The sequence below is a fragment of the Pseudomonas cistanchae genome (genome assembly GCF_054483635.1).
In genome coordinates, this window is record NZ_JBTLWN010000002.1 from 72,572 (window position 1) to 91,496 (window position 18,925).

17 protein-coding genes are annotated in these 18,925 nt (G+C 59.6%); 1 reads left to right on the forward strand and 16 read right to left on the reverse strand.

Annotation, left to right across the window (positions count from 1 at the left end):
• Positions 1–72 precede the first annotated feature (72 nt).
• From nuoF to ACX0MV_RS07340, 16 genes are all read right to left on the reverse strand, one after another.
• Positions 73–1,434, reverse strand: coding sequence for an NADH-quinone oxidoreductase subunit NuoF (gene nuoF, locus ACX0MV_RS07265; RefSeq protein ID WP_458981832.1), 1,362 nt, complete (start codon positions 1,432–1,434; stop codon positions 73–75).
• On the reverse strand, positions 1,431–1,943 hold the full coding sequence (gene nuoE / locus ACX0MV_RS07270; RefSeq protein ID WP_458981833.1) for an NADH-quinone oxidoreductase subunit NuoE: 513 nt from the start codon (positions 1,941–1,943) through the stop codon (positions 1,431–1,433). The genes nuoF and nuoE overlap by 4 nt, the downstream gene beginning before the upstream one ends.
• 1 nt (position 1,944) lies before the next feature.
• On the reverse strand, positions 1,945–3,726 hold the full coding sequence (gene nuoC, locus ACX0MV_RS07275) for an NADH-quinone oxidoreductase subunit C/D (RefSeq protein WP_458981834.1): 1,782 nt from the start codon (positions 3,724–3,726) through the stop codon (positions 1,945–1,947).
• A 60-nt stretch (positions 3,727–3,786) separates the two neighbouring features.
• On the reverse strand, positions 3,787–4,464 hold the full coding sequence (locus tag ACX0MV_RS07280; protein ID WP_458981835.1) for an NADH-quinone oxidoreductase subunit B: 678 nt from the start codon (positions 4,462–4,464) through the stop codon (positions 3,787–3,789).
• Between the two features lie 10 nt (positions 4,465–4,474).
• Positions 4,475–4,888, reverse strand: coding sequence for an NADH-quinone oxidoreductase subunit A (locus tag ACX0MV_RS07285; RefSeq protein WP_458981836.1), 414 nt, complete (start codon positions 4,886–4,888; stop codon positions 4,475–4,477).
• Between the two features lie 456 nt (positions 4,889–5,344).
• Positions 5,345–7,336 carry a PhoX family protein gene (locus tag ACX0MV_RS07290; protein WP_458981837.1) on the reverse strand — a complete coding sequence of 664 codons (1,992 nt, stop codon included), beginning with the start codon at positions 7,334–7,336 and terminating at the stop codon, positions 5,345–5,347.
• A gap of 193 nt (positions 7,337–7,529) precedes the next feature.
• Positions 7,530–9,125 carry an isocitrate lyase gene (locus ACX0MV_RS07295; protein ID WP_458981838.1) on the reverse strand — a complete coding sequence of 532 codons (1,596 nt, stop codon included), beginning with the start codon at positions 9,123–9,125 and terminating at the stop codon, positions 7,530–7,532.
• A 501-nt stretch (positions 9,126–9,626) separates the two neighbouring features.
• Complete coding sequence (locus tag ACX0MV_RS07300; protein WP_458981839.1) at positions 9,627–10,436, reverse strand: secretin N-terminal domain-containing protein; 810 nt, start codon at positions 10,434–10,436, stop codon at positions 9,627–9,629.
• On the reverse strand, positions 10,433–11,074 hold the full coding sequence (locus ACX0MV_RS07305; RefSeq protein ID WP_458981840.1) for a DUF7931 domain-containing protein: 642 nt from the start codon (positions 11,072–11,074) through the stop codon (positions 10,433–10,435). The genes ACX0MV_RS07300 and ACX0MV_RS07305 overlap by 4 nt, the downstream gene beginning before the upstream one ends.
• Positions 11,075–11,091: 17 nt before the next feature.
• The gene (locus tag ACX0MV_RS07310; protein ID WP_458981841.1) at positions 11,092–11,517 is read right to left on the reverse strand and encodes a GNAT family N-acetyltransferase; all 426 of its coding nucleotides are present in this window, start codon (positions 11,515–11,517) and stop codon (positions 11,092–11,094) included.
• On the reverse strand, positions 11,510–12,676 hold the full coding sequence (locus tag ACX0MV_RS07315; RefSeq protein WP_458981842.1) for a ribosomal protein uL16 3-hydroxylase: 1,167 nt from the start codon (positions 12,674–12,676) through the stop codon (positions 11,510–11,512). Before ACX0MV_RS07315 ends, ACX0MV_RS07310 begins: the two co-directional genes overlap by 8 nt.
• Before the next feature lie 78 nt (positions 12,677–12,754).
• Positions 12,755–14,125: an adenylosuccinate lyase gene (gene purB, locus ACX0MV_RS07320; protein WP_458981843.1), complete on the reverse strand. Its 1,371-nt coding sequence runs from the start codon at positions 14,123–14,125 to the stop codon at positions 12,755–12,757.
• 86 nt (positions 14,126–14,211) lie between these two features.
• Positions 14,212–15,069, reverse strand: coding sequence for a DMT family transporter (locus ACX0MV_RS07325; protein WP_458981844.1), 858 nt, complete (start codon positions 15,067–15,069; stop codon positions 14,212–14,214).
• A gap of 2 nt (positions 15,070–15,071) precedes the next feature.
• Positions 15,072–15,692 carry a high frequency lysogenization protein HflD gene (gene hflD / locus ACX0MV_RS07330; protein ID WP_458981845.1) on the reverse strand — a complete coding sequence of 207 codons (621 nt, stop codon included), beginning with the start codon at positions 15,690–15,692 and terminating at the stop codon, positions 15,072–15,074.
• Positions 15,689–16,807: a tRNA 2-thiouridine(34) synthase MnmA gene (gene mnmA, locus ACX0MV_RS07335; RefSeq protein ID WP_458981846.1), complete on the reverse strand. Its 1,119-nt coding sequence runs from the start codon at positions 16,805–16,807 to the stop codon at positions 15,689–15,691. Before mnmA ends, hflD begins: the two co-directional genes overlap by 4 nt.
• 69 nt (positions 16,808–16,876) lie before the next feature.
• On the reverse strand, positions 16,877–17,317 hold the full coding sequence (locus tag ACX0MV_RS07340) for an NUDIX hydrolase (RefSeq protein WP_458981847.1): 441 nt from the start codon (positions 17,315–17,317) through the stop codon (positions 16,877–16,879).
• Positions 17,318–17,637: 320 nt separating this feature from the next.
• On the opposite strand from ACX0MV_RS07340, the gene icd reads away from it, so the two are divergent.
• On the forward strand, positions 17,638–18,894 hold the full coding sequence (gene icd, locus ACX0MV_RS07345; RefSeq protein WP_458981848.1) for an NADP-dependent isocitrate dehydrogenase: 1,257 nt from the start codon (positions 17,638–17,640) through the stop codon (positions 18,892–18,894).
• The last annotated feature ends 31 nt before the right edge of the window (positions 18,895–18,925 follow it).

Below are 18,925 nucleotides of genomic sequence, written 5' to 3' on the forward strand. Positions count from 1 at the left end.
CCGAAGCAGGCTTGGCTAATGGAAAACGGTTGTGCCGCGGGGCCAGGTGAGTGGCCGCCGTGGCGCTGATCATTACGCGGGCACGAATTGGCCCGTCGTTAGCGGCGGCGTCTGCTGGGCAACGCCTGCCTCGAATTCGTCGCGGAAATACTTGATGGCACTGCCCAGCGGCTCGACCGCACCCGGTGCGTGGGCGCAAAAGGTTTTGCCTGGGCCCAGGAAGTTCACCAGGCCGAGCAGGGTCTCGATGTCTTCGCGGGTGCCCTGGCCACGCTCGAGGGCGCGAAGGATCTTCACGCTCCACGGCAAACCATCGCGACACGGTGTGCACCAGCCGCAGGATTCACGGGCGAAGAACTCTTCCATGTTGCGCAACAGCGAGACCATATTTACCGAGTTGTCTACCGCCATGGCCAGCCCGGTGCCCATGCGCGTGCCGACCTTGGCAATGCCGGCGGCATACATTTGCGCATCAAGGTGTTCGGGCAGCAGGAAGCCGGTGCCGGCGCCGCCCGGTTGCCAGCACTTGAGGGTGAAGCCGTCGCGCATGCCCCCGGCGTAGTCTTCGAACAGCTCGCGGGCGCTGATGCCGAACGGCAATTCCCACAGCCCTGGGTTTTTCACCTTGCCGGAGAAGCCCATCAGCTTGGTGCCGTGGTCTTCGCTGCCCGGTTGGGCGAGGGATTTGTACCAGTCGACGCCCTGGCCGACGATGGCCGGCACGTTGCACAGGGTTTCCACGTTGTTGACGCAGGTCGGTTTGCCCCAGACGCCGACTGCCGCAGGGAAGGGCGGCTTGGCGCGCGGGTTGGCGCGGCGACCTTCCAGGGAGTTGATCAACGCGGTTTCTTCACCGCAGATATAACGGCCGGCGCCGGTGTGGACGAACAGTTCGAAGTCGAAACCGCTGCCGAGGATGTTCTTGCCAAGCAGGCCGGCGGCCTTGGCTTCGTCGACCGCGCGGTTGAGGTTGCGCGCCGCGTCGACATACTCGCCACGCAGGAAGATGTAGCCGCGGTAGGCCTTTAGTGCCCGTGCGCTGATCAACATGCCTTCGATCAGCAGGTGCGGCAGCTGCTCCATCAGCATGCGGTCTTTCCAGGTGTTGGGCTCCATTTCATCCGCGTTGCACAGCAGGTAGCGGATGTTCATGGATTCGTCGGTGGGCATCAGGCCCCACTTCACGCCGGTGGGGAAGCCGGCGCCGCCCCGGCCCTTGAGGCCGGAATCCTTGACGGTTTGCACGATATCGGCCTGGGTCATTTCGCCCAGGGCCTTGCGCGCTGCGGTGTAGCCATTCTTCTGCTGATATTCGTCGAGCCATACCGGTTGCGCGTCGTCGCGCAGGCGCCAGGTCAGCGGATGGGTTTCCTCGCTGCGCGCGATACGGTTGGCCGGGCCTATGGAGGTCAGAGCGACCGTCGAACTCCTCATGAGTAGGCCTCCAGCAGTTGCGCGACGTTGTCCGGCTGGACATCGCCAAAGGTGTCATCGTCGATCATCACCGCCGGCGCCTTGTCGCAGTTGCCCAGGCAGCAGACCGGTAGCAGGGTGAAGCGGCCGTCCGTGCTGGTCTGCCCAAGGCCGATCCCCAGTTGCTGCTGGATCGATGCCACCACGGACTCATGACCGCCGATAAAGCAGGTCATGCTGTCGCAGACGCGAATGATGTGACGCCCCACTGGCTGGCGGAAAATTTGGCTATAGAAGGTTGCGACCCCTTCGACGTCGCTGGCCGGGATGCCGAGAACTGCACCGATGGCATCGGCGGCGCCGTCCGGCACCCAGCCGCGCGCCTTCTGCACGATTTTCAGGGCTTCGATGCTCGCTGCCCGGGGGTCTTCATAATGATGCATTTCGTGCTCGATGGCCGAGCGCTCGGTTTCGCTGAGCGTGAAACGGTCACTCTGGATAAGCGTGCTGCTATTGGTTGTCTGGCTCATATCAGCGGTCCACGTCGGCCATAACGAAGTCGATACTGCCCAGGTACGCAATCAGGTCGGCGACCATGCTGCCGCGGATCACCGAAGGGATCTGCTGCAGGTGCGGGAAACTCGGGGTACGGATGCGGGTGCGGTAGCTCATGGTGCTGCCGTCGCTCGTCAGGTAGTAGCTGTTGATGCCCTTGGTCGCTTCGATCATCTGGAAGCTCTCGTTGGCCGGCATCACCGGCCCCCAGGAAACTTGCAGGAAGTGAGTGATCAGGGTCTCGATGTGCTGCAGCGTGCGCTCTTTCGGCGGCGGCGTGGTCAGCGGATGATCCGCCTTGTACGGGCCCTCCGGCATGTTGCGCATGCACTGGTCGATGATCCTGATGCTCTGGCGCATCTCCTCGACGCGAACCATGCAGCGGTCATAGGCATCGCCGTTGTGCGCCAGCGGTACGTCGAACTCGAAGTTCTCATAGCCCGAATACGGACGCGCCTTGCGCAGGTCGAAATCGAGACCGGTGGAGCGCAGGCCCGCACCGGTGACGCCCCATTCGAGCGCTTCCTTGGTGTTGTACTGCGCCACGCCAATGGTCCGGCCTTTGAGAATGCTGTTCTTCAGCGCCGCTTTTTCATACTCGTCGAGACGCTTGGGCAGCCAGTCGACGAATTCCTTGACCAGGCCGTCCCAGCCGCGCGGCAGGTCATGGGCAACGCCACCGATGCGGTACCAGGCCGGATGCAGACGAAAACCGGTAATGGCCTCGATCACCTTGTACGCGCGCTGGCGGTCGGTGAAGGTGAAGAACACCGGGGTCATCGCGCCGACGTCCTGAATATAGGTGCCGAGGAACAGCAGGTGGCTGGTGATGCGGAAGAACTCGGCCATCATGACGCGGATGACGTCGACCTTCTGCGGCACCTTGATGCCGGCCAGTTTCTCGACGGCGAGCACGTACGGCAGGTTGTTCATTACCCCGCCGAGGTAGTCGATACGGTCGGTATAGGGAATGAAACTGTGCCAGGACTGGCGCTCGGCCATTTTCTCGGCGCCGCGGTGGTGGTAGCCGACTTCCGGCACGCAATCGACGATCTCCTCGCCGTCCAGCTGCAGGACAATACGAAAGGCGCCGTGGGCAGATGGGTGGTTCGGGCCGAGGTTGAGGAACATGTAGTCCTCGTGCTCGCTGCCGCGCTTCATGCCCCAATCTTCCGGGTTGAAGCGCGCGGCTTCTTCCTCGAGTTGCTGCTTGGCCAGGTTCAGGCTGAACGGGTCGAATTCGGTGGCGCGGGCCGGATAGTCCTTGCGCAAGGGATGACCTTCCCAGGTGGGCGGCATCATGATGCGGGTCAGGTGCGGGTGACCCTGGAAGGTGATGCCGTACAGGTCCCAGACTTCGCGCTCGTACCAGTTAGCGTTCGGCCAGATGCCGGTGACGGTGGGCAGGCTCAGGTCACGCTCGTTGAGGGCGACCTTGATCATCACGTCGCTGTTACGCTCGATCGACATCAGGTGATAGAACACCGTGAAATCGGCATCAGGCAGGCCGCGGCGCTGGGTGCGCAAGCGCTCGTCGACACCGTGCAGGTCGTACAGCATGACGAAGGGGCGCGGCAGGTTGCGCAGGAAGGTGAGCACTTCGATCAGCTTTTCCCGGGCGACCCAGATTACCGGCATGCCCGTGCGGGTGGCTTGCGCGGTAAAGCTTTCGGCGCCAAAGCGGGAATTGAGCTCAACGACGACATCTTGGTCGTCAGCCTTGTACGGCGGAATAAACAGAGCGGTGTCTGCAGTCATGGTCTCGGTCGCTATCGGTCAACGTAGAGAATGAATCGGCCTTCTTGTGGAAGGGATGACTCAGACTTCGTCTGGGCTGCGCAGGTTGGTGACAGCTATGCGCTGTTCGCGTCGCTGCTCCTTTTGCGAAGGCATCTCGGCGCGGTAGACGCCTTGGTCGCCAACGACCCAGGACAGCGGACGACGCTCCTTACCGATGGATTCCTGCAGCAGCATCAAGCCTTGCAGGAATGCCTCGGGGCGGGGCGGACAGCCCGGTATGTAGACGTCCACGGGAAGGAACTTGTCCACGCCCTGAACGACCGAGTAAATATCGTACATGCCGCCGGAATTGGCACAGGCGCCCATGGAAATAACCCATTTGGGTTCCAGCATCTGCTCGTACAGGCGCTGAATGACCGGCGCCATTTTGATGAAGCAGGTGCCGGCAATGACCATGAAGTCGGCCTGGCGGGGAGACGCCCGAATGACTTCCGCGCCAAAACGGGCGATATCATGGGGGGCGGTGAAGGCGGTGGTCATTTCCACATAACAGCAGGAAAGACCGAAGTTATACGGCCACAGCGAATTCTTCCGGCCCCAGTTGACCGCGCCGTTCAGCACGTCTTCCAGTTTGCCCATGTAGATATTCTTGTGGACTTGATCATCTAGCAGCGGGTCAGAAACAGTCTCCCGCTGGCCAATCGGATAGTCCTCATTCGGAGCATCCGGGTCGACCCGAGTAAGTTTGTATTGCATCGCCAAAGCCTCATTGTTTTAGCTTCGCCTGCCGCTTGCGACGACCTTCGGGAGCCCAATCGAGCGCCCCGATACGCCAAAGGTAGACAAGACCTGCCAACAGAATTGCTATAAAAACGGTAGCTTCGATGAGCCCGGCCCAACCGCTTTCACGGACGGACACGGCCCAGGCAAAGAGAAAGAGGGCTTCGACGTCGAAGATCACGAAGAGCATCGCGACCAGATAGAATTTTGCCGAGAGGCGCAGGCGCGCACTGCCGGTAGGAAGCATGCCGGATTCGAACGGTTCGTTCTTGCTGCGACCCCAGGCCTTGCTGCCCAGCAAGCTGGAGACGCCCAGCATGAATGCGCAAAGACCCACGACGCCGAGCAGGAAAACGGCCAGCGCCCAATTGTGGGAAAGAACGGTTGTTGCTTCCGACATGCCTGAAATCCTCGGCGCAAGGAACGGCGTTCGCTTGGATTTGAATGAAGTAGGTGGGGCGTCGAATCGGTGACGCCAATCTGCGTGCGCAATATTATGCAGGTATTGGGGTGTAAGTAAATTTTTCAGCTTTAGAAAATTAACTTCAAAGCCAAGATTTTTGAAATTTTCCAATGTCCGTTGGGCGTGTTGTAAGTACTTGAACAGAAAAAGTATTTATTTTCAGCGAAGCGTTTTCGTGGCGATTGGCTTAAGCAACAGACGCGCAATGCCATCTATAACAGCGCAATCGAATGCGCAGTGTCGCTTGCCTGTAACTGTTTGACGCTATTGCCGGAGTTTGCAATGACTCGCGCAACTCAGAGCCGCGGGCATTGCCGAGCCCGAGCCATTCCCATTGGCTGAAACTGAAAATAAAAAAACCGGCCCTGTAGGCCGGTTTTTTTTAGGCTCGAATTACAAGAGCCGCTTACGGTCCTCGCGGGTGATGACTACGGTTGCCGAGCGGGGGCGCTTGCCAGGGCCGTCGGGCCAAGTGCTGCCGTCATCAGGGTGTTGAATGTTGACGAACATCGTCTTGAAGTCCGGCGTCTGGGTGATGCCTGTCACTTCGGCGCCGACCGGCCCGACCAGGAAGCGCTTGACGATACCGGTACGTGGATCTGCCACCAGCATCTGGTTATTGCCGAAGGGGCCGGCGCCCAGCTGGCTGCCGCTCATGTCGGTTTGAATCCACAGCCGACCTTCATCGTCGAACCACAGCCCATCCGGGCTGGCGAAGATATTGTCGTCATTCAGAGCGCGTCCACGTGGGTCACGGCTGTCATCCTGGGGGCCTCCCAGCAGGAAAATGTCCCAGGCAAAGCGGTTGCCGGTGAAGTCCTTGCTGGCCTCGCGCCACCGGATGATATGTCCGTATGGGTTGGGGCTGCGGGGGTTGGCCGCATCACTGGTGGTTCGGCTGCTGTTATTGGTCAGGGTGAAATACACATCGCCGGTGTCCGGATTGACCGCGCCCCATTCCGGGCGGTCCATCTTGGTAGCACCGACGATATCGGCAGCCAGACGGGTATTGACCAGCACGTCGCCCTGGTCGGCGAAGCTAACGCCAGCTGCCGCGCACGCTGCCTGGAAGTTGGCGTCCGCGTAGTCCAGCGCCAGCCAGGTGCCGGTGCCATCGGCATCGAAACGGGCTACGTAGAGCGTGCCAATATCGAGCAGGTAGTTTTTGGTCTTGCTGGTGTTGCGCTGGTACTTGTCACGGCTGACGTACTTGTAGATGTATTCGTTTTGCGAGTCATCGCCGGAGTAGCACACCAGACGCCTGCCCGGTTTCACGGGTGCGAACACCAGGCCTTCATGGGCGAAGCGGCCCAATGCGGTGCGCTTCATGGGCACCGACTGCGGGTCGAACGGGTCGATCTCGACGATCCAGCCAAACTGATTCGGTTCGTTGCGGTAGTCCTCGGTCGCGTCGGCGCCGCGAATGCTCGCGTCGAAGCGACGGAATTCGTTACCCGACAAGGTATCCCAGCCATAGCGGCTGGTTTTCGGAATGCCGTAGCGACGATGCTCGCGTGGCTGCTCGGCGTCCTTGTTGACGAAGTAACCCGCCCAGTTTTCTTCGCACGTCAGGTAGGTGCCCCAGGGCGTATGGCCATTGCCGCAGTTGTTCTGCGTGCCGCGGGCCCAGGTACCGCTTTTGCTGTGGCGGGTTTTCATCAGCGCATGGCCGCGAGCCGGGCCGGTGATGATCATCGGCGTGGCTGCGGTGATGCGACGGTTACGCGGGCTTGCAACGACTTTCCATTCGCCCTTGGCGTTACGGCGAATTTCGACAACCGACACGCCGTGCGCGTTGATTTCTTTGCGCACTTCGTCAGCCACGGTGCGTTTGCCGTCGACCACCGTAGGGCCGTTGGGGTGCAGCAGATCGACATCGATGTATTCGTGGTTGAGCACCAGCAACCCGTGATTGGAACGCAAGCCCTTGCCGAACTGCGCGTCGATGGGGAAGAAGTGCATGCCGTCATGGTGCATGCCGAGCTGCTCAGCCTGGTCCTGGGCGGTGTTGCTGCCATCTTCGGCAAACTGTGGGTAGCTGCCGGTAATTGGCGTCCCCCACGGAATGAAGGGTTTGGCGTCGAAGCCAACCGGTACGGTGATAGTGTCGGCGCGGGTAACTGCAACCGGAGAGAACGGCAGACGGTTGCGTTTGAAGGACATCCCCTCGAGGCGCTCGCCAAGCGTATCGGCGGCTTCGACGCTGCCCGGTAAGGTCACCCCGAGAAATGCCAGAAGACTGAACGCAGCGCCGCCGGCTACCACTTGGCGGCGACCGACGCCCTGGCTGATCAGCTCGTTGATGTGCGGGTTATAGGAGTGATTGCTCGGCAGCTCATCGCCATTGCCGAACAGAACATTGTTGTTGTCATCGAGGGGGCTCATGCAGGGCTCCTTTAAGGGGAAATCGACGGAGCCTTGACGCTACCCAACGAAAACGACGAAACAATGACAGTCGGTGTGCTGAAGTGCACAAAACGCTCGTTTCTGCAGGCGAAAAAAAACCCCAGCATCGCTGCTGGGGTTTTTTCTCAACACACTCAACCTTGATCGTGGCCTCGGTTGAGTGAACCGGTTCTTAGCTGAACTGGTTCATGGTGTTGTCTTTACCGCCGGCTTTCAGGGCTGCTTCACCCGCGAAGTACTCTTTGTGAGCGTCGCCGATGTCGGAACCGGACATGTTCTGGTGCTTGACGCAGGCGATACCTTGACGGATCTCCTGACGCTGAACGCCTTTCACGTACGCCAGCATGCCCTGGTCTGCGAAGTAACCTTTGGCCAGGTTGTCAGTGGACAGCGCGGCGGTGTGGTAGGTCGGCAGAGTGATCAGGTGGTGGAAGATGCCGGCGTTGGCCGAACCATCGCGCTGGAAGGTGCGGATCTTCTCGTCAGCAACTTGGGCCAGCTCGGTTTCGTCGTATTCGACGCTCATCAGCTTGGCGCGGTCGTAGGCGGAAACGTCCTTGCCTTCGGCTACGAATGCGTCGTATGCCTGCTGACGGAAGTTCAGAGTCCAGTTGAACGACGGGCTGTTGTTGTAAACCAGCTTGGCGTTCGGGATGACCTTACGGATTTCATCAACCATGCCTTTGATCTGGCCGACGTGTGGCTTCTCGGTTTCGATCCACAGCATGTCAGCGCCGTTCTGCAGCGAGGTGATGCTGTCCAGTACGCAGCGTGCTTCACCGGTGCCTGCACGGAACTGGAATAGGTTGGACGGCAGACGCTTAGGACGCAGCAGCTTGCCTTCGCGGTTCAGAACCACGTCGCCGTTCTTCAGGTCGGCAGGGGACACTTCTTCGCAATCCAGGAAGGAGTTGTACTGGTCGCCCAGATCACCTGGTTTGTTGGTAACCGCGATCTGCTTGGTCAGGCCGGCACCCAGGGAGTCGGTACGCGCAACGATCACGCCGTTGTCGATGCCCAGCTCAAGGAATGCGTAGCGAACAGCGTTGATCTTGGCCAGGAAGTCGGCGTGAGGAACGGTCACTTTACCGTCCTGGTGGCCGCACTGCTTCTCGTCGGAAACCTGGTTTTCGATCTGGATGCAGCAAGCACCTGCTTCGATCATCTTTTTAGCCAGCAGGTAGGTGGCTTCCGGGTTACCGAAGCCAGCGTCGATGTCGGCGATGATTGGCACTACGTGGGTTTCGTAGTTGTCGATCTGGTTCTGCAGGTCAGCAGCTTTGGCGTTATCGCCAGCAGCGCGGGCAGCGTCCAGAGCGGTGAACAGCAGGTCCAGCTCACGGGCGTCAGCCTGGCGCAGGAAGGTGTACAGCTCTTCGATCAGGCCGGAGACCGAGGTCTTCTCGTGCATGGACTGGTCCGGCAGCGGACCGAAATCCGAACGCAGAGCAGCAACCATCCAGCCCGACAGGTAGAGGTAGCGCTTGTTGGTGGTCTTGAGGTGCTTCTTGATCGAAATCAGCTTCTGCTGACCGATGAAACCATGCCAGCAACCCAGGGACTGGGTGTAGACGGAGGAGTCAGCGTCGTACTCGGCCATGTCCTTGCGCATGATGTCGGCAGTGTACTGGGCGATTTCCAGACCGGTTTTGAAGCGGTTCTGAGCACGCATGCGGGCCACGGACTCAGGGTCGATAGCGCTCCAGCTGCTGCCGGCGGCGGCTTTGAGAGCGGCAACGGCTTTGATGTCGTTTTGATAAGCTGACATGGTCAATCCTTCAAAGTATGTGTTTGGTTGAGCACCGACTTCCCCACTGCACACCTGTGTTGCCGGAGGTCGTTGTAGCTCACTGCAGAACGTCGAGAAATCGACTTGAGACGGAATTGATCCGGGAGGAGGGTGACGAGCTAACAGTTCGCGGGTTCAGCTGCTGCAAATGAGCGGGTCATTTGGCGTCTACCGGATCCAGGATGCCGTTCAACGACTCAGTTAAGCTGCGACTTGCGGGCTGATGCTAAACGCTTCCCCGTCCCTCAGGACAACTTCGTTCCAGTCGCAATCTCATCGAACGGCCTTGTGGGCTTTACAACGCAAATCGGCTCTGACGGTAAGCTGGAGCACGATCCGGAGGCCCTTACGGAACCTCTGATTAGCGGGAGCGGGGCCATGATGCCTCTGCTCAAAGTGTTCGTCAATTATTTTGTAGTGCTTTTTGGGTGACTACTACATAATTCCAGGACGACCGGCGAGTCAGCTATTTGGCGGGTCTCAATCGACCACTTCAACCTTTACCCGCAGGCTCATGTCATCGCGACCCTGGGTCGAGCGCCGCTGCATGAAACCGCCCTGGTCGGCCTGATTCTGTTCGCTCACGCCGCCGATACTGATCCATTCGCCGAGTCGACCGCTTACCCGGGTGTCGGTGCTCTGCACGTCGATATTGCCGGGCACGGTCTGGCTCACGCGGTCGCGGTTGCTGCTGATACTGATATGGACGAGCTCACCGCTCAGGCTCGCGGTTACGTAAAAGCCGCGGGTGACGTCGCGGTATTGGGTGGTGCTGTAGGGCTGCCCATAAGGATCTACTCCCTGACTAGTCAGGGGCACGCTTTGACCCACCTGAATCAGCGCTGGATAGCCTTCGGTAGCTTGCACCTGCTGAGTGCCGCCGCCGCGGCTATCCGTGCTGCGCCGAATGATGCGCACCTGGTCACGGCCCTGGACTTCGCCTCGGCCAATCTCTACTTCGGCATCACCTGCGCTGATGCTGCCGTCAGCGCGGTAGCCACGATCGTCCTGATAGCTGGACTCGCTGGTGTCAACGCTGATCAGCAAGCGCCGTGGCTCGGTATCCAGTTGCGCAAGCAACGCGCGCACCTCTTCGACCTTTTCCGGCGGTGCGTTGACGATCAATTGATTGCCATAGGCATTCACCCGTCCATCGGCGCCCAGCACCGACTGCACCACAGAGAGGATTTCGTCCGCCGTACGGTAGTTGAGCGGGATGACTTCGGTCGCGGCGCTGAGCGAAAGACTGCAAAACAACAGCGCAGCTGAAAGCAGGACAGCAACCTTCATAGCAGAAAACTCCGTAAGTCCGCGTCTGAGACGCTGGTGTCCCAGCATTGATCGAATTGGGTCTGGCGCAGGCGTACGCGCGCCGGATCCTGATAAAGCGCGTAGCCGCTGAACTGACCGTGTTCGGGTAACAGCAACAGGCCTTTGTCATCGGCGAGCAGGAATGCCACGTCCTCGATTGGGTAATCAGGGTTCAATTTGCGAATATGCAGATTGCTTGATAGCCGCCGCGAGAGACTGAGCAGGCGGTGACCTTCCTTAACCGCGCGGGTGGTGTCCTTGAGCAGGATGCGTAACTGATTCCTGGGGCTGGCCAGCAGGAACTGGGTACAGGCCTCCTGCACGCTACTGCGGTGGTAAAGCCAGGGCTCCAGGTCGTTGCTGTAAATGCTCAGGCTGCGCCGGGCTTGCTGAAGCAAGGCGAGTGCATGGGCGCGTGCTTCGTCAGGGTGATTGAATCGCTCCAGCGCCTGGTGCTCGCCCAGCAAGAACGGAGCAGGTTCGGCATGGGCGCCATCGTTGTTAGGTGTCGCGGGGTTGTGAATGGCGAAACGCCCCGGGGACTGAAACTCGAGGGCGGGAAGCTCAATCGGCTCGCTGCTTTCGGGCAGGTCTGGCGGGGCGTTGTCGTCGTTCATGATGGCCTCTGTAGAGACTAGTGGCGGCTGCGTACCATGTCGACATGGGGGATGCCGGCATCCAGGTATTCGCCGCTGACGATGGCGAAGCCAAGCTTTTCATAGAATGCCGTGGCCTGCACCTGGGCACTGAGCATCTGCTGGTCTAGGCCGCGTTTTTCCGCTTCCTCGATGACCGCATTGATCAGCGCGGCGCCCACATTCATGCCGCGCCAATCCTTCAACACCGAGACCCGGCCAATATGGCCGTCTGGTAACAGCCGTGCGGTGCCGATCGGATAATCACCTTCGAGCGCCAGAAAGTGCACGGCATCTGCGTCTTCGGCATCCCATTCGAGTTCAGGCGGCACCGCTTGCTCGGCGATAAAAACGGTCTCTCGGATACGGCGCAAATCGGCGTTGTCTTTCTGCCAATCGGCGACACGGACATGAATCTCACTCATCAGCAAACTCCAGGCTGCCTTGTTTGACCAGTTCCACGAGCAGGTTACGCCCTTCGTCATCAGCGAGCCACGGGCCAAGGTTGTCGATATGCATGGCATCGGCCGAGCAGACCAGTTTCAGTAGTTCGCGCAGCCCCGCGGAAAGCAAACGACTCTGGCCGCTGGCGAACAGCACCAGGTCGTCACCGACTTCCGACCAGGCCATGCGCGCGCTGGGGTTGCGGATCAGCACCGCGCCGTCTTCCAGGCTGCCAAGGAAATTCTCGTCGTCGATCTCGATACCGGCGATCAGCTCCGGGTAGCGCGGCTCGGTCATGAACTGGCCGAACCAAGTCATCAGCAGGCGCTCGTCGCTCATGTGCTCTGTGAGCAGCGCCTTGAGGCGATCCAGCGCGTCGCGCTGGATCTGCGTCGGGTCGCTGGTCGGCTGCGCGTCGGCGTCGCTATAGCGCTCTTCGTCAGGCAGGAACTGGCCGAGAAAATCGGTGAAATGGGTCAGAACTTCAGCGGCGCTTGGCGCACGGAAGCCTACGGAATACGTCATACAGTCATCCTCAGCGGTACCACAGTGGGCCAGAAGCGGCGGCAGATAGAGCATGTCGCCAGGTTCCAGAACCCATTCTTCAGTTTTAACGAATTCAGCAAGGATCTTCAGATCCGCATGTTCCAGCATCGGGCTATCGGAGTTGCACATCTGGCCGACCTGCCAGCGGCGCTTGCCGAAGCCCTGCAGGAGGAACACGTCGTAATTGTCGAAGTGCGGGCCGACACCGCCGCCGGGTGCGGCGAAGCTGATCATCACGTCATCAATGCGCCACTTGGGTAGAAACTTGAACTCTTCCAGTAGCTCGGCCACTTCCGGGACGAATTGATCGACCGCCTGCACCAGCAGGGTCCAGTCGCGCGCTGGCAGCTGGCTAAAGGCGTCTTCGGCGAACGGGCCGCGGCGCAGTTCCCAGGGGCGTTCGCCATGCTCGATGACCAGGCGCGACTCGATTTCTTCTTCCAAGGCCAGACCGGCCAGCTCGTCCGGCGAGATCGGGCTTTCGAAGCCGGGAATGGCCTGGCGTACCAGCAGCGGTTTCTTTTGCCAGTAGTCACGCATGAACTCACGAGCAGTCAGGCCGCCCAGCAGTTGTAGCGGAGTATCAGGATTCATCGCTAAGCCCTTGAAGTAATTAGATGCCCATAAATAAAAACGCCCGGCGCAGCCGGGCGTCTGGGAGGCTGTCGCCGATTAGATGCGCTTGGCCTGGGCGACCGCGTTGCCGATGTAGCTGGCTGGGGTCAGAAGCTTGAGCTCGGCCTTGGCGGCGGCTGGCATGTCCAGGCCGTCGATAAAGGTCTGCAACGCCTCGGGGCTGATGCCCTTACCGCGGGTCAGCTCTTTGAGCTTCTCGTAGGGGTTCTCGATGGCGTAGCGGCGCATGACGGTCTGGATCGGCTCGGCGAGGACTTCCCAGCAGGCGTCCAGATCTGCGGCGATGCGTACTTCGTTCAGCTCCAGCTTGCCGATGCCCTTGAGGCTGGCTTCGTAAGCGATAACGCTGTGGGCGAAACCGACACCGAGGTTACGCAGCACGGTGGAGTCGGTCAGGTCGCGCTGCCAGCGCGAGATCGGCAATTTGCTGGCCAGGTGCTGGAACAACGCGTTGGCGATACCCAGATTGCCTTCGGAGTTCTCGAAGTCGATTGGGTTGACCTTGTGCGGCATGGTCGAGGAACCGATTTCGCCAGCAATGGTGCGCTGCTTGAAGTAGCCCAGGGAAATATAGCCCCAGATATCGCGATCGAAGTCGATCAGGATGGTGTTAAAGCGGGCGATGGCGTCGAACAGCTCGGCGATGTAGTCGTGCGGCTCGATCTGCGTGGTGTAGGGATTGAACTGCAGGCCCAGGTCACCTTCGATGAACTGGCGCGCGTTGGCTTCCCAGTCGATCTGCGGGTAGGCCGAAAGGTGGGCGTTGTAGTTGCCCACCGCGCCGTTGATCTTGCCCAGTAGCGGCACTGCTGCAACCTGAGCGATCTGGCGCTCCAAGCGGTAGACCACGTTGGCCAGCTCCTTGCCGAGCGTAGTCGGTGACGCCGGCTGACCGTGGGTGCGCGAAAGCATCGGCACGTCGGCGAATTTGATCGCCAGCTCGCGGATGGCTTCGGCAGCCTGACGCATCAGCGGCAGCAGCACGCTGTCGCGGCCTTCACGCAGCATCAGCGCATGGGACAGGTTGTTGATGTCCTCACTGGTGCAGGCGAAGTGGATAAATTCGCTGACCTTGTCCAGCTCAGGCAGCTTGGCCGCTTGTTCCTTGAGCAGGTATTCCACGGCTTTAACGTCGTGGTTGGTGGTGCGCTCGATTTCCTTGACGCGCTCGGCGTGCTCGACGGCGAAGTTGTCCGCCAGCTCATTGAGCACGGCGTTGGCTTCGGCGGAGAAGGGCGCAACTTCGGCAACACCTTCGTGGGCGGCCAGGCGCTGCAACCAGCGGACCTCAACCAGTACGCGGAAACGGATCAGGCCGTATTCGCTGAAAATTGGGCGCAGTGCGCTGGTTTTGCCGGCATAGCGGCCATCAACGGGGGAAACCGCGGTGAGCGAGGAAAGCTGCATGGGAGGCGTTCTCGGACAATCGGGCATTGAAAAGGGCGCACATCATACATGAAATCAGCGGCTGGCCGTGCCGTCTCGGCAGCCGTTCAGCGCGGGCGGCGGGCGATCGCAAGCAGGCTGGCGGTAAAAATCAGCGCGGCGCCCAGCAATGAAGACGGATCGGGAGTTTCGCCCCAGCGCAGCCAGGCGATAACGCCGGCAAAGACGATGGCCAGATAGGCGAAGGGCCCGATCAGGCCGGGCGGCGCCATGGCATAGGCCTTGGACATCACAATCTGGCTGGCAGTGGCAAGCAAGCCAATCACCAGCAGCAACTCCAGTTCAGGCTGGGCGATAGATTGCCAGGTCAACGCCATCGGGATTGCCGAGATCAGCGCGCTGAACAGGGAAAAATAGAACACGATGCGAAACGCTGGCTCGGTGTCACTCATTTCCCGAATCGAGACAAAAGCGAAGGCAGCAAGAACACTCGCGGCCATTCCGATCAGCGCCTGGCTGTCGAGTAGCGCTGCAGACGGTTTGGCTACCAGCAGCACACCGATCAGGCCTAAGCCGGTGGTCAACAGCATGCGTTTGCTCAATGGCTCTTTTAGCCACCACCAGGCGATCAGCGGTGTGAATAGCGGCGCCGAGTAAGTGAACAGCATGGCGTCGGCCAGTGGCAAATGAGCGATGGCGTAGAAAAAGCAGTACATCGCTGCCAGGCCATAGGTGGTGCGCCACAGGTGCGATTTGAGGCGAGTCGTGGCCAGTGGGCGCAGACCTTTGAGCAGAATCAGCGGCATGAAGAACAGCACGCCCACGAGGTTGCGGAAAAACACCACGGATTCGTTGTTGACGCTATCCGACACTTCGCGAATGCCGACCGCCATCAGGGAAAACAGCAGTGCCGACAAGGCGAGCAGCGCTGCGCCTTGTACGGGCTTGACCAGGCGTATGCCCATGTTCAGCCGCGCAACAGCGGGTAGAGGTCCTTGAGCAACTTGCTGCGGCTGAACACCAGTTGCCAGCGGTGGCCGCCGAGTTGCCGCCACAGTCGCGCGGAGCGAATGCCGGCCAGCAGAAGCGCCCGTATTTTCGAGGCATTACTTGGCTGCTGCAGATGGCGCATGTCGCCCTGCACCTGAATGCGCTGGCGGAAAGTGCTGATGGTGTCCTGATAGAGACTGCCGCACGAAGCGACGACATTTTCGTGGGTCAGGCCGAAGTGGCCGACCTGCTGTTGAATCTGGTCGAGGCGACTACCCATGACCTGCAACATGTCGTCGCGCTTGGCAAGCTGGCGTTCGAGGGCAAGCAGCGCCAGGGCATAGCGCAACGGTTCTCGTTGCAAGCTGGTCGGGTCCCGTTCCAGCGAGCTCACCAGGGCGCGATAGCCATCGCGCAAGTTGAGGTCGTCGCCACCGTAGACGTCCAGGGTGCTTTTGGGATCGCGCACCAGTAGGCTGCCGAGCATGCAGCTCAGTGCGGGCTCGCCGACTTGCCCGGTTTTCGCCAGTTTGTCGACCAATACGGCGGACTCGAAAACCGCACCCAGTGCAATCAGTTGTTCCTGCATGGGCGTCATGGTTGTTGATCCTTGCTGCGCCATGGCTCGGCGACTTCAATCACGCCGCCACCTAGGCATACTTCGCCATCATAAAAAACCACCGATTGGCCAGGTGTCACCGCGCGTTGCGGCATATCGAAAATGGCCCGATAACCCTGACTGGTCTTTTCGAGGGTGCACGTCTGGTCGCCCTGGCGGTAGCGTACTTTTGCGCTCAGCTGGCGCGGGCCGCTGAGGTCGATCGGATTGACCCAGTAGATGTCAGAAGCCAGCAGGGCGCTGGAAAACAACCAGGGATGGTCGTTGCCCTGGCCGACGACCAAGACGTTGCGCTGGAGGTCTTTCTGTAGCACGTACCAGGGTTCGTCACTGGCATCCTTCAAGCCACCAATGCCGAGCCCCTGACGTTGACCAATGGTGTGGTACATCAGGCCGTGGTGACGGCCGATCACTTCGCCCTCGGTGGTTTCGATATCGCCGGGTTGCGCTGGCAGGTATTGCTTGAGGAAGTCGCTGAAGCGTCGCTCGCCGATAAAGCAAATGCCGGTGGAATCCTTTTTCTTCGCCGTGGCCAGCTCGTATTTTTCGGCGATGGCGCGCACTGCTGGTTTTTCCAGCTCGCCCACCGGAAACAAGGTCCTGGCAATCTGCTCGCCGCCGACGGCGTGCAGGAAGTAGCTCTGATCCTTATTCGGATCCAGCCCCTTGAGCAGCTCGGTGCGCCCGTCGATATCGCGACGGCGCACATAGTGACCGGTGGCGATCAGGTCCGCGCCGAGCATCAGGGCGTAGTCGAGAAAGGCTTTGAACTTGATTTCGCGGTTACACAGGATGTCCGGGTTCGGCGTGCGTCCGGCCTTGTACTCGGCCAGGAAGTGTTCGAACACGTTGTCCCAGTATTCGGCGGCAAAATTGGCGGTGTGCAGCTTGATACCGATCTTGTCGCAGACAGCCTGGGCGTCCGCCAGGTCATCCATGGCGGTGCAATAGTCGGTGCCGTCGTCTTCGTCCCAGTTCTTCATGAACAGACCTTCGACCTGATAGCCCTGTTCGAGTAGCAACAGAGCGGACACCGAAGAATCGACGCCACCAGACATGCCGACGATGACGCGAGTAGTAGTTGGATCTTGCATGGGTGTGCTGTGCATAGACTGAAAGGGAGCGAGTCTAACAGGAGGCGAGGTGCGCCGGGCTAACCACGCTCAGTCTCGGATCAGTGTTAAAGGAAATGTCGGGCCGCTTAGGTAATCATCTATGCAGCGCATGACCAGCTCGCTGCGCCAGCGTTCGGGTTGCGCGGCCAGTTCGTCACGGGTTAGCCAGCGCGGACCAATGATGCCCTCGTCCAGACGATAGGCCGGCCGCTTTTGCACGGCCCTCGCCGCGAAGCAGACGCGTTGATAGGTGACCCCGTTGCTTGGCGCGGTGTACAGGTAAATTCCCGTTACCGCGGTGAGTTCGACATCCCAGCCGGTTTCCTCAAGGGTTTCACGCACTGCGGCCTGTATGAGACTTTCGTCGGCTTCCAAGTGGCCGGCCGGCTGATTAAATACTGCGCGGCCATCCGCCATCTCTTCGACCAGCAAAAATCGACCCTGGTCCTCGATTACAGTGGCGACGGTGACATGTGGAATAAAGCGCATTCGATACAACCTTTGACTGGGTGGCGGTGCGCTCAGCCGCGCGCAATTTGGCGATAGCTGAAGCAATTGAGTGTTGAGCTGCTAGGCTGATGGCACCTGAAATCAGGACTTGTAGCGTCGCTGTAGTTTGACTACAGCTGTTTGTTTGCGTTTAGCTACACGCCGCTTGTAACGGGCTATTGCAGTGTTTGTCGACGGAAAAGTGCGTGACATTTTGTAGAAAAACTACAAAAATGGCCCGCCTTTCCGAGACCCAAGATCTATTCCGTTGCGCTATACATGCAGCGGGATGTCAGACCACGAGAACAACGGAGTCCAGCATGGGATACCAAAAGATCCAAGTGCCAGCAACCGGTGACAAAATCACCGTCAATGCCGATATGTCGCTTAACGTTCCGAACAACCCAATCATTCCCTTCATCGAAGGCGATGGCATCGGCGTTGATATCAGCCCGGTAATGATCAAGGTCGTTGACGCCGCTGTCGAGAAAGCCTACGGCGGCAAGCGCAAGATTTCCTGGATGGAAGTGTACGCTGGCGAAAAAGCCACTCAAGTTTATGACCAAGACACCTGGTTGCCTAAGGAAACTCTGGACGCAGTCAAAGACTATGTCGTTTCCATCAAAGGCCCTCTGACCACTCCGGTCGGTGGCGGTATCCGTTCGCTGAACGTGGCGCTGCGTCAGCAGCTCGACCTGTACGTCTGCCTGCGCCCGGTGCGCTGGTTCGAAGGCGTGCCTAGCCCGGTTAAGAAGCCCGGCGACGTTGACATGACCATCTTCCGTGAGAACTCCGAAGACATTTACGCCGGCATCGAGTGGAAAGCAGGTTCGCCTGAAGCCAACAAGGTCATCAAGTTCCTCAAAGAGGAAATGGGTGTTACCAAGATTCGCTTCGATGAAAACTGCGGTATCGGCGTCAAGCCGGTCTCCAAAGAAGGCACTCGTCGTCTGGCGCGCAAGGCCCTGCAGTACGTTGTCGACAACGACCGCGACTCGCTGACCATCGTGCACAAAGGCAACATCATGAAGTTCACTGAAGGTGCCTTCAAAGAGTGGGCCTACGAGATTGCGGCCGAAGAGTTCGGCGCAACCCTGCTTGATGGCGGTCCTTGGATGCAGTTCAAGAACCCGAAAACCGGCAAGAACGTCATCGTCAAAGACGCCATCGCAGACGCCATGCTGCAGCAGATTCTGCTGCGCCCGGCCGAATACGATGTGATCGCGACCTTGAACCTGAACGGTGACTACCTGTCCGACGCCCTGGCAGCGGAAGTAGGCGGTATCGGTATCGCACCTGGCGCGAACCTGTCCGACACCATCGCCATGTTCGAAGCCACCCACGGCACTGCACCCAAGTACGCAGGTAAAGATCAGGTGAACCCAGGTTCCTTGATTCTTTCTGCCGAAATGATGCTGCGCCACATGGGCTGGGTCGAAGCAGCGGACCTGATCATCAAGGGTACCAATGGCGCGATTTCGGCCAAGACCGTGACCTATGACTTCGAGCGCCTGATGGAAGGTGCCAAGCTCATGTCTTGCTCGCAGTTCGGCGATGCGATGATCTCTCACATGTGAGCTGATCAACGATAAAAGAAAGGCCGGTCAT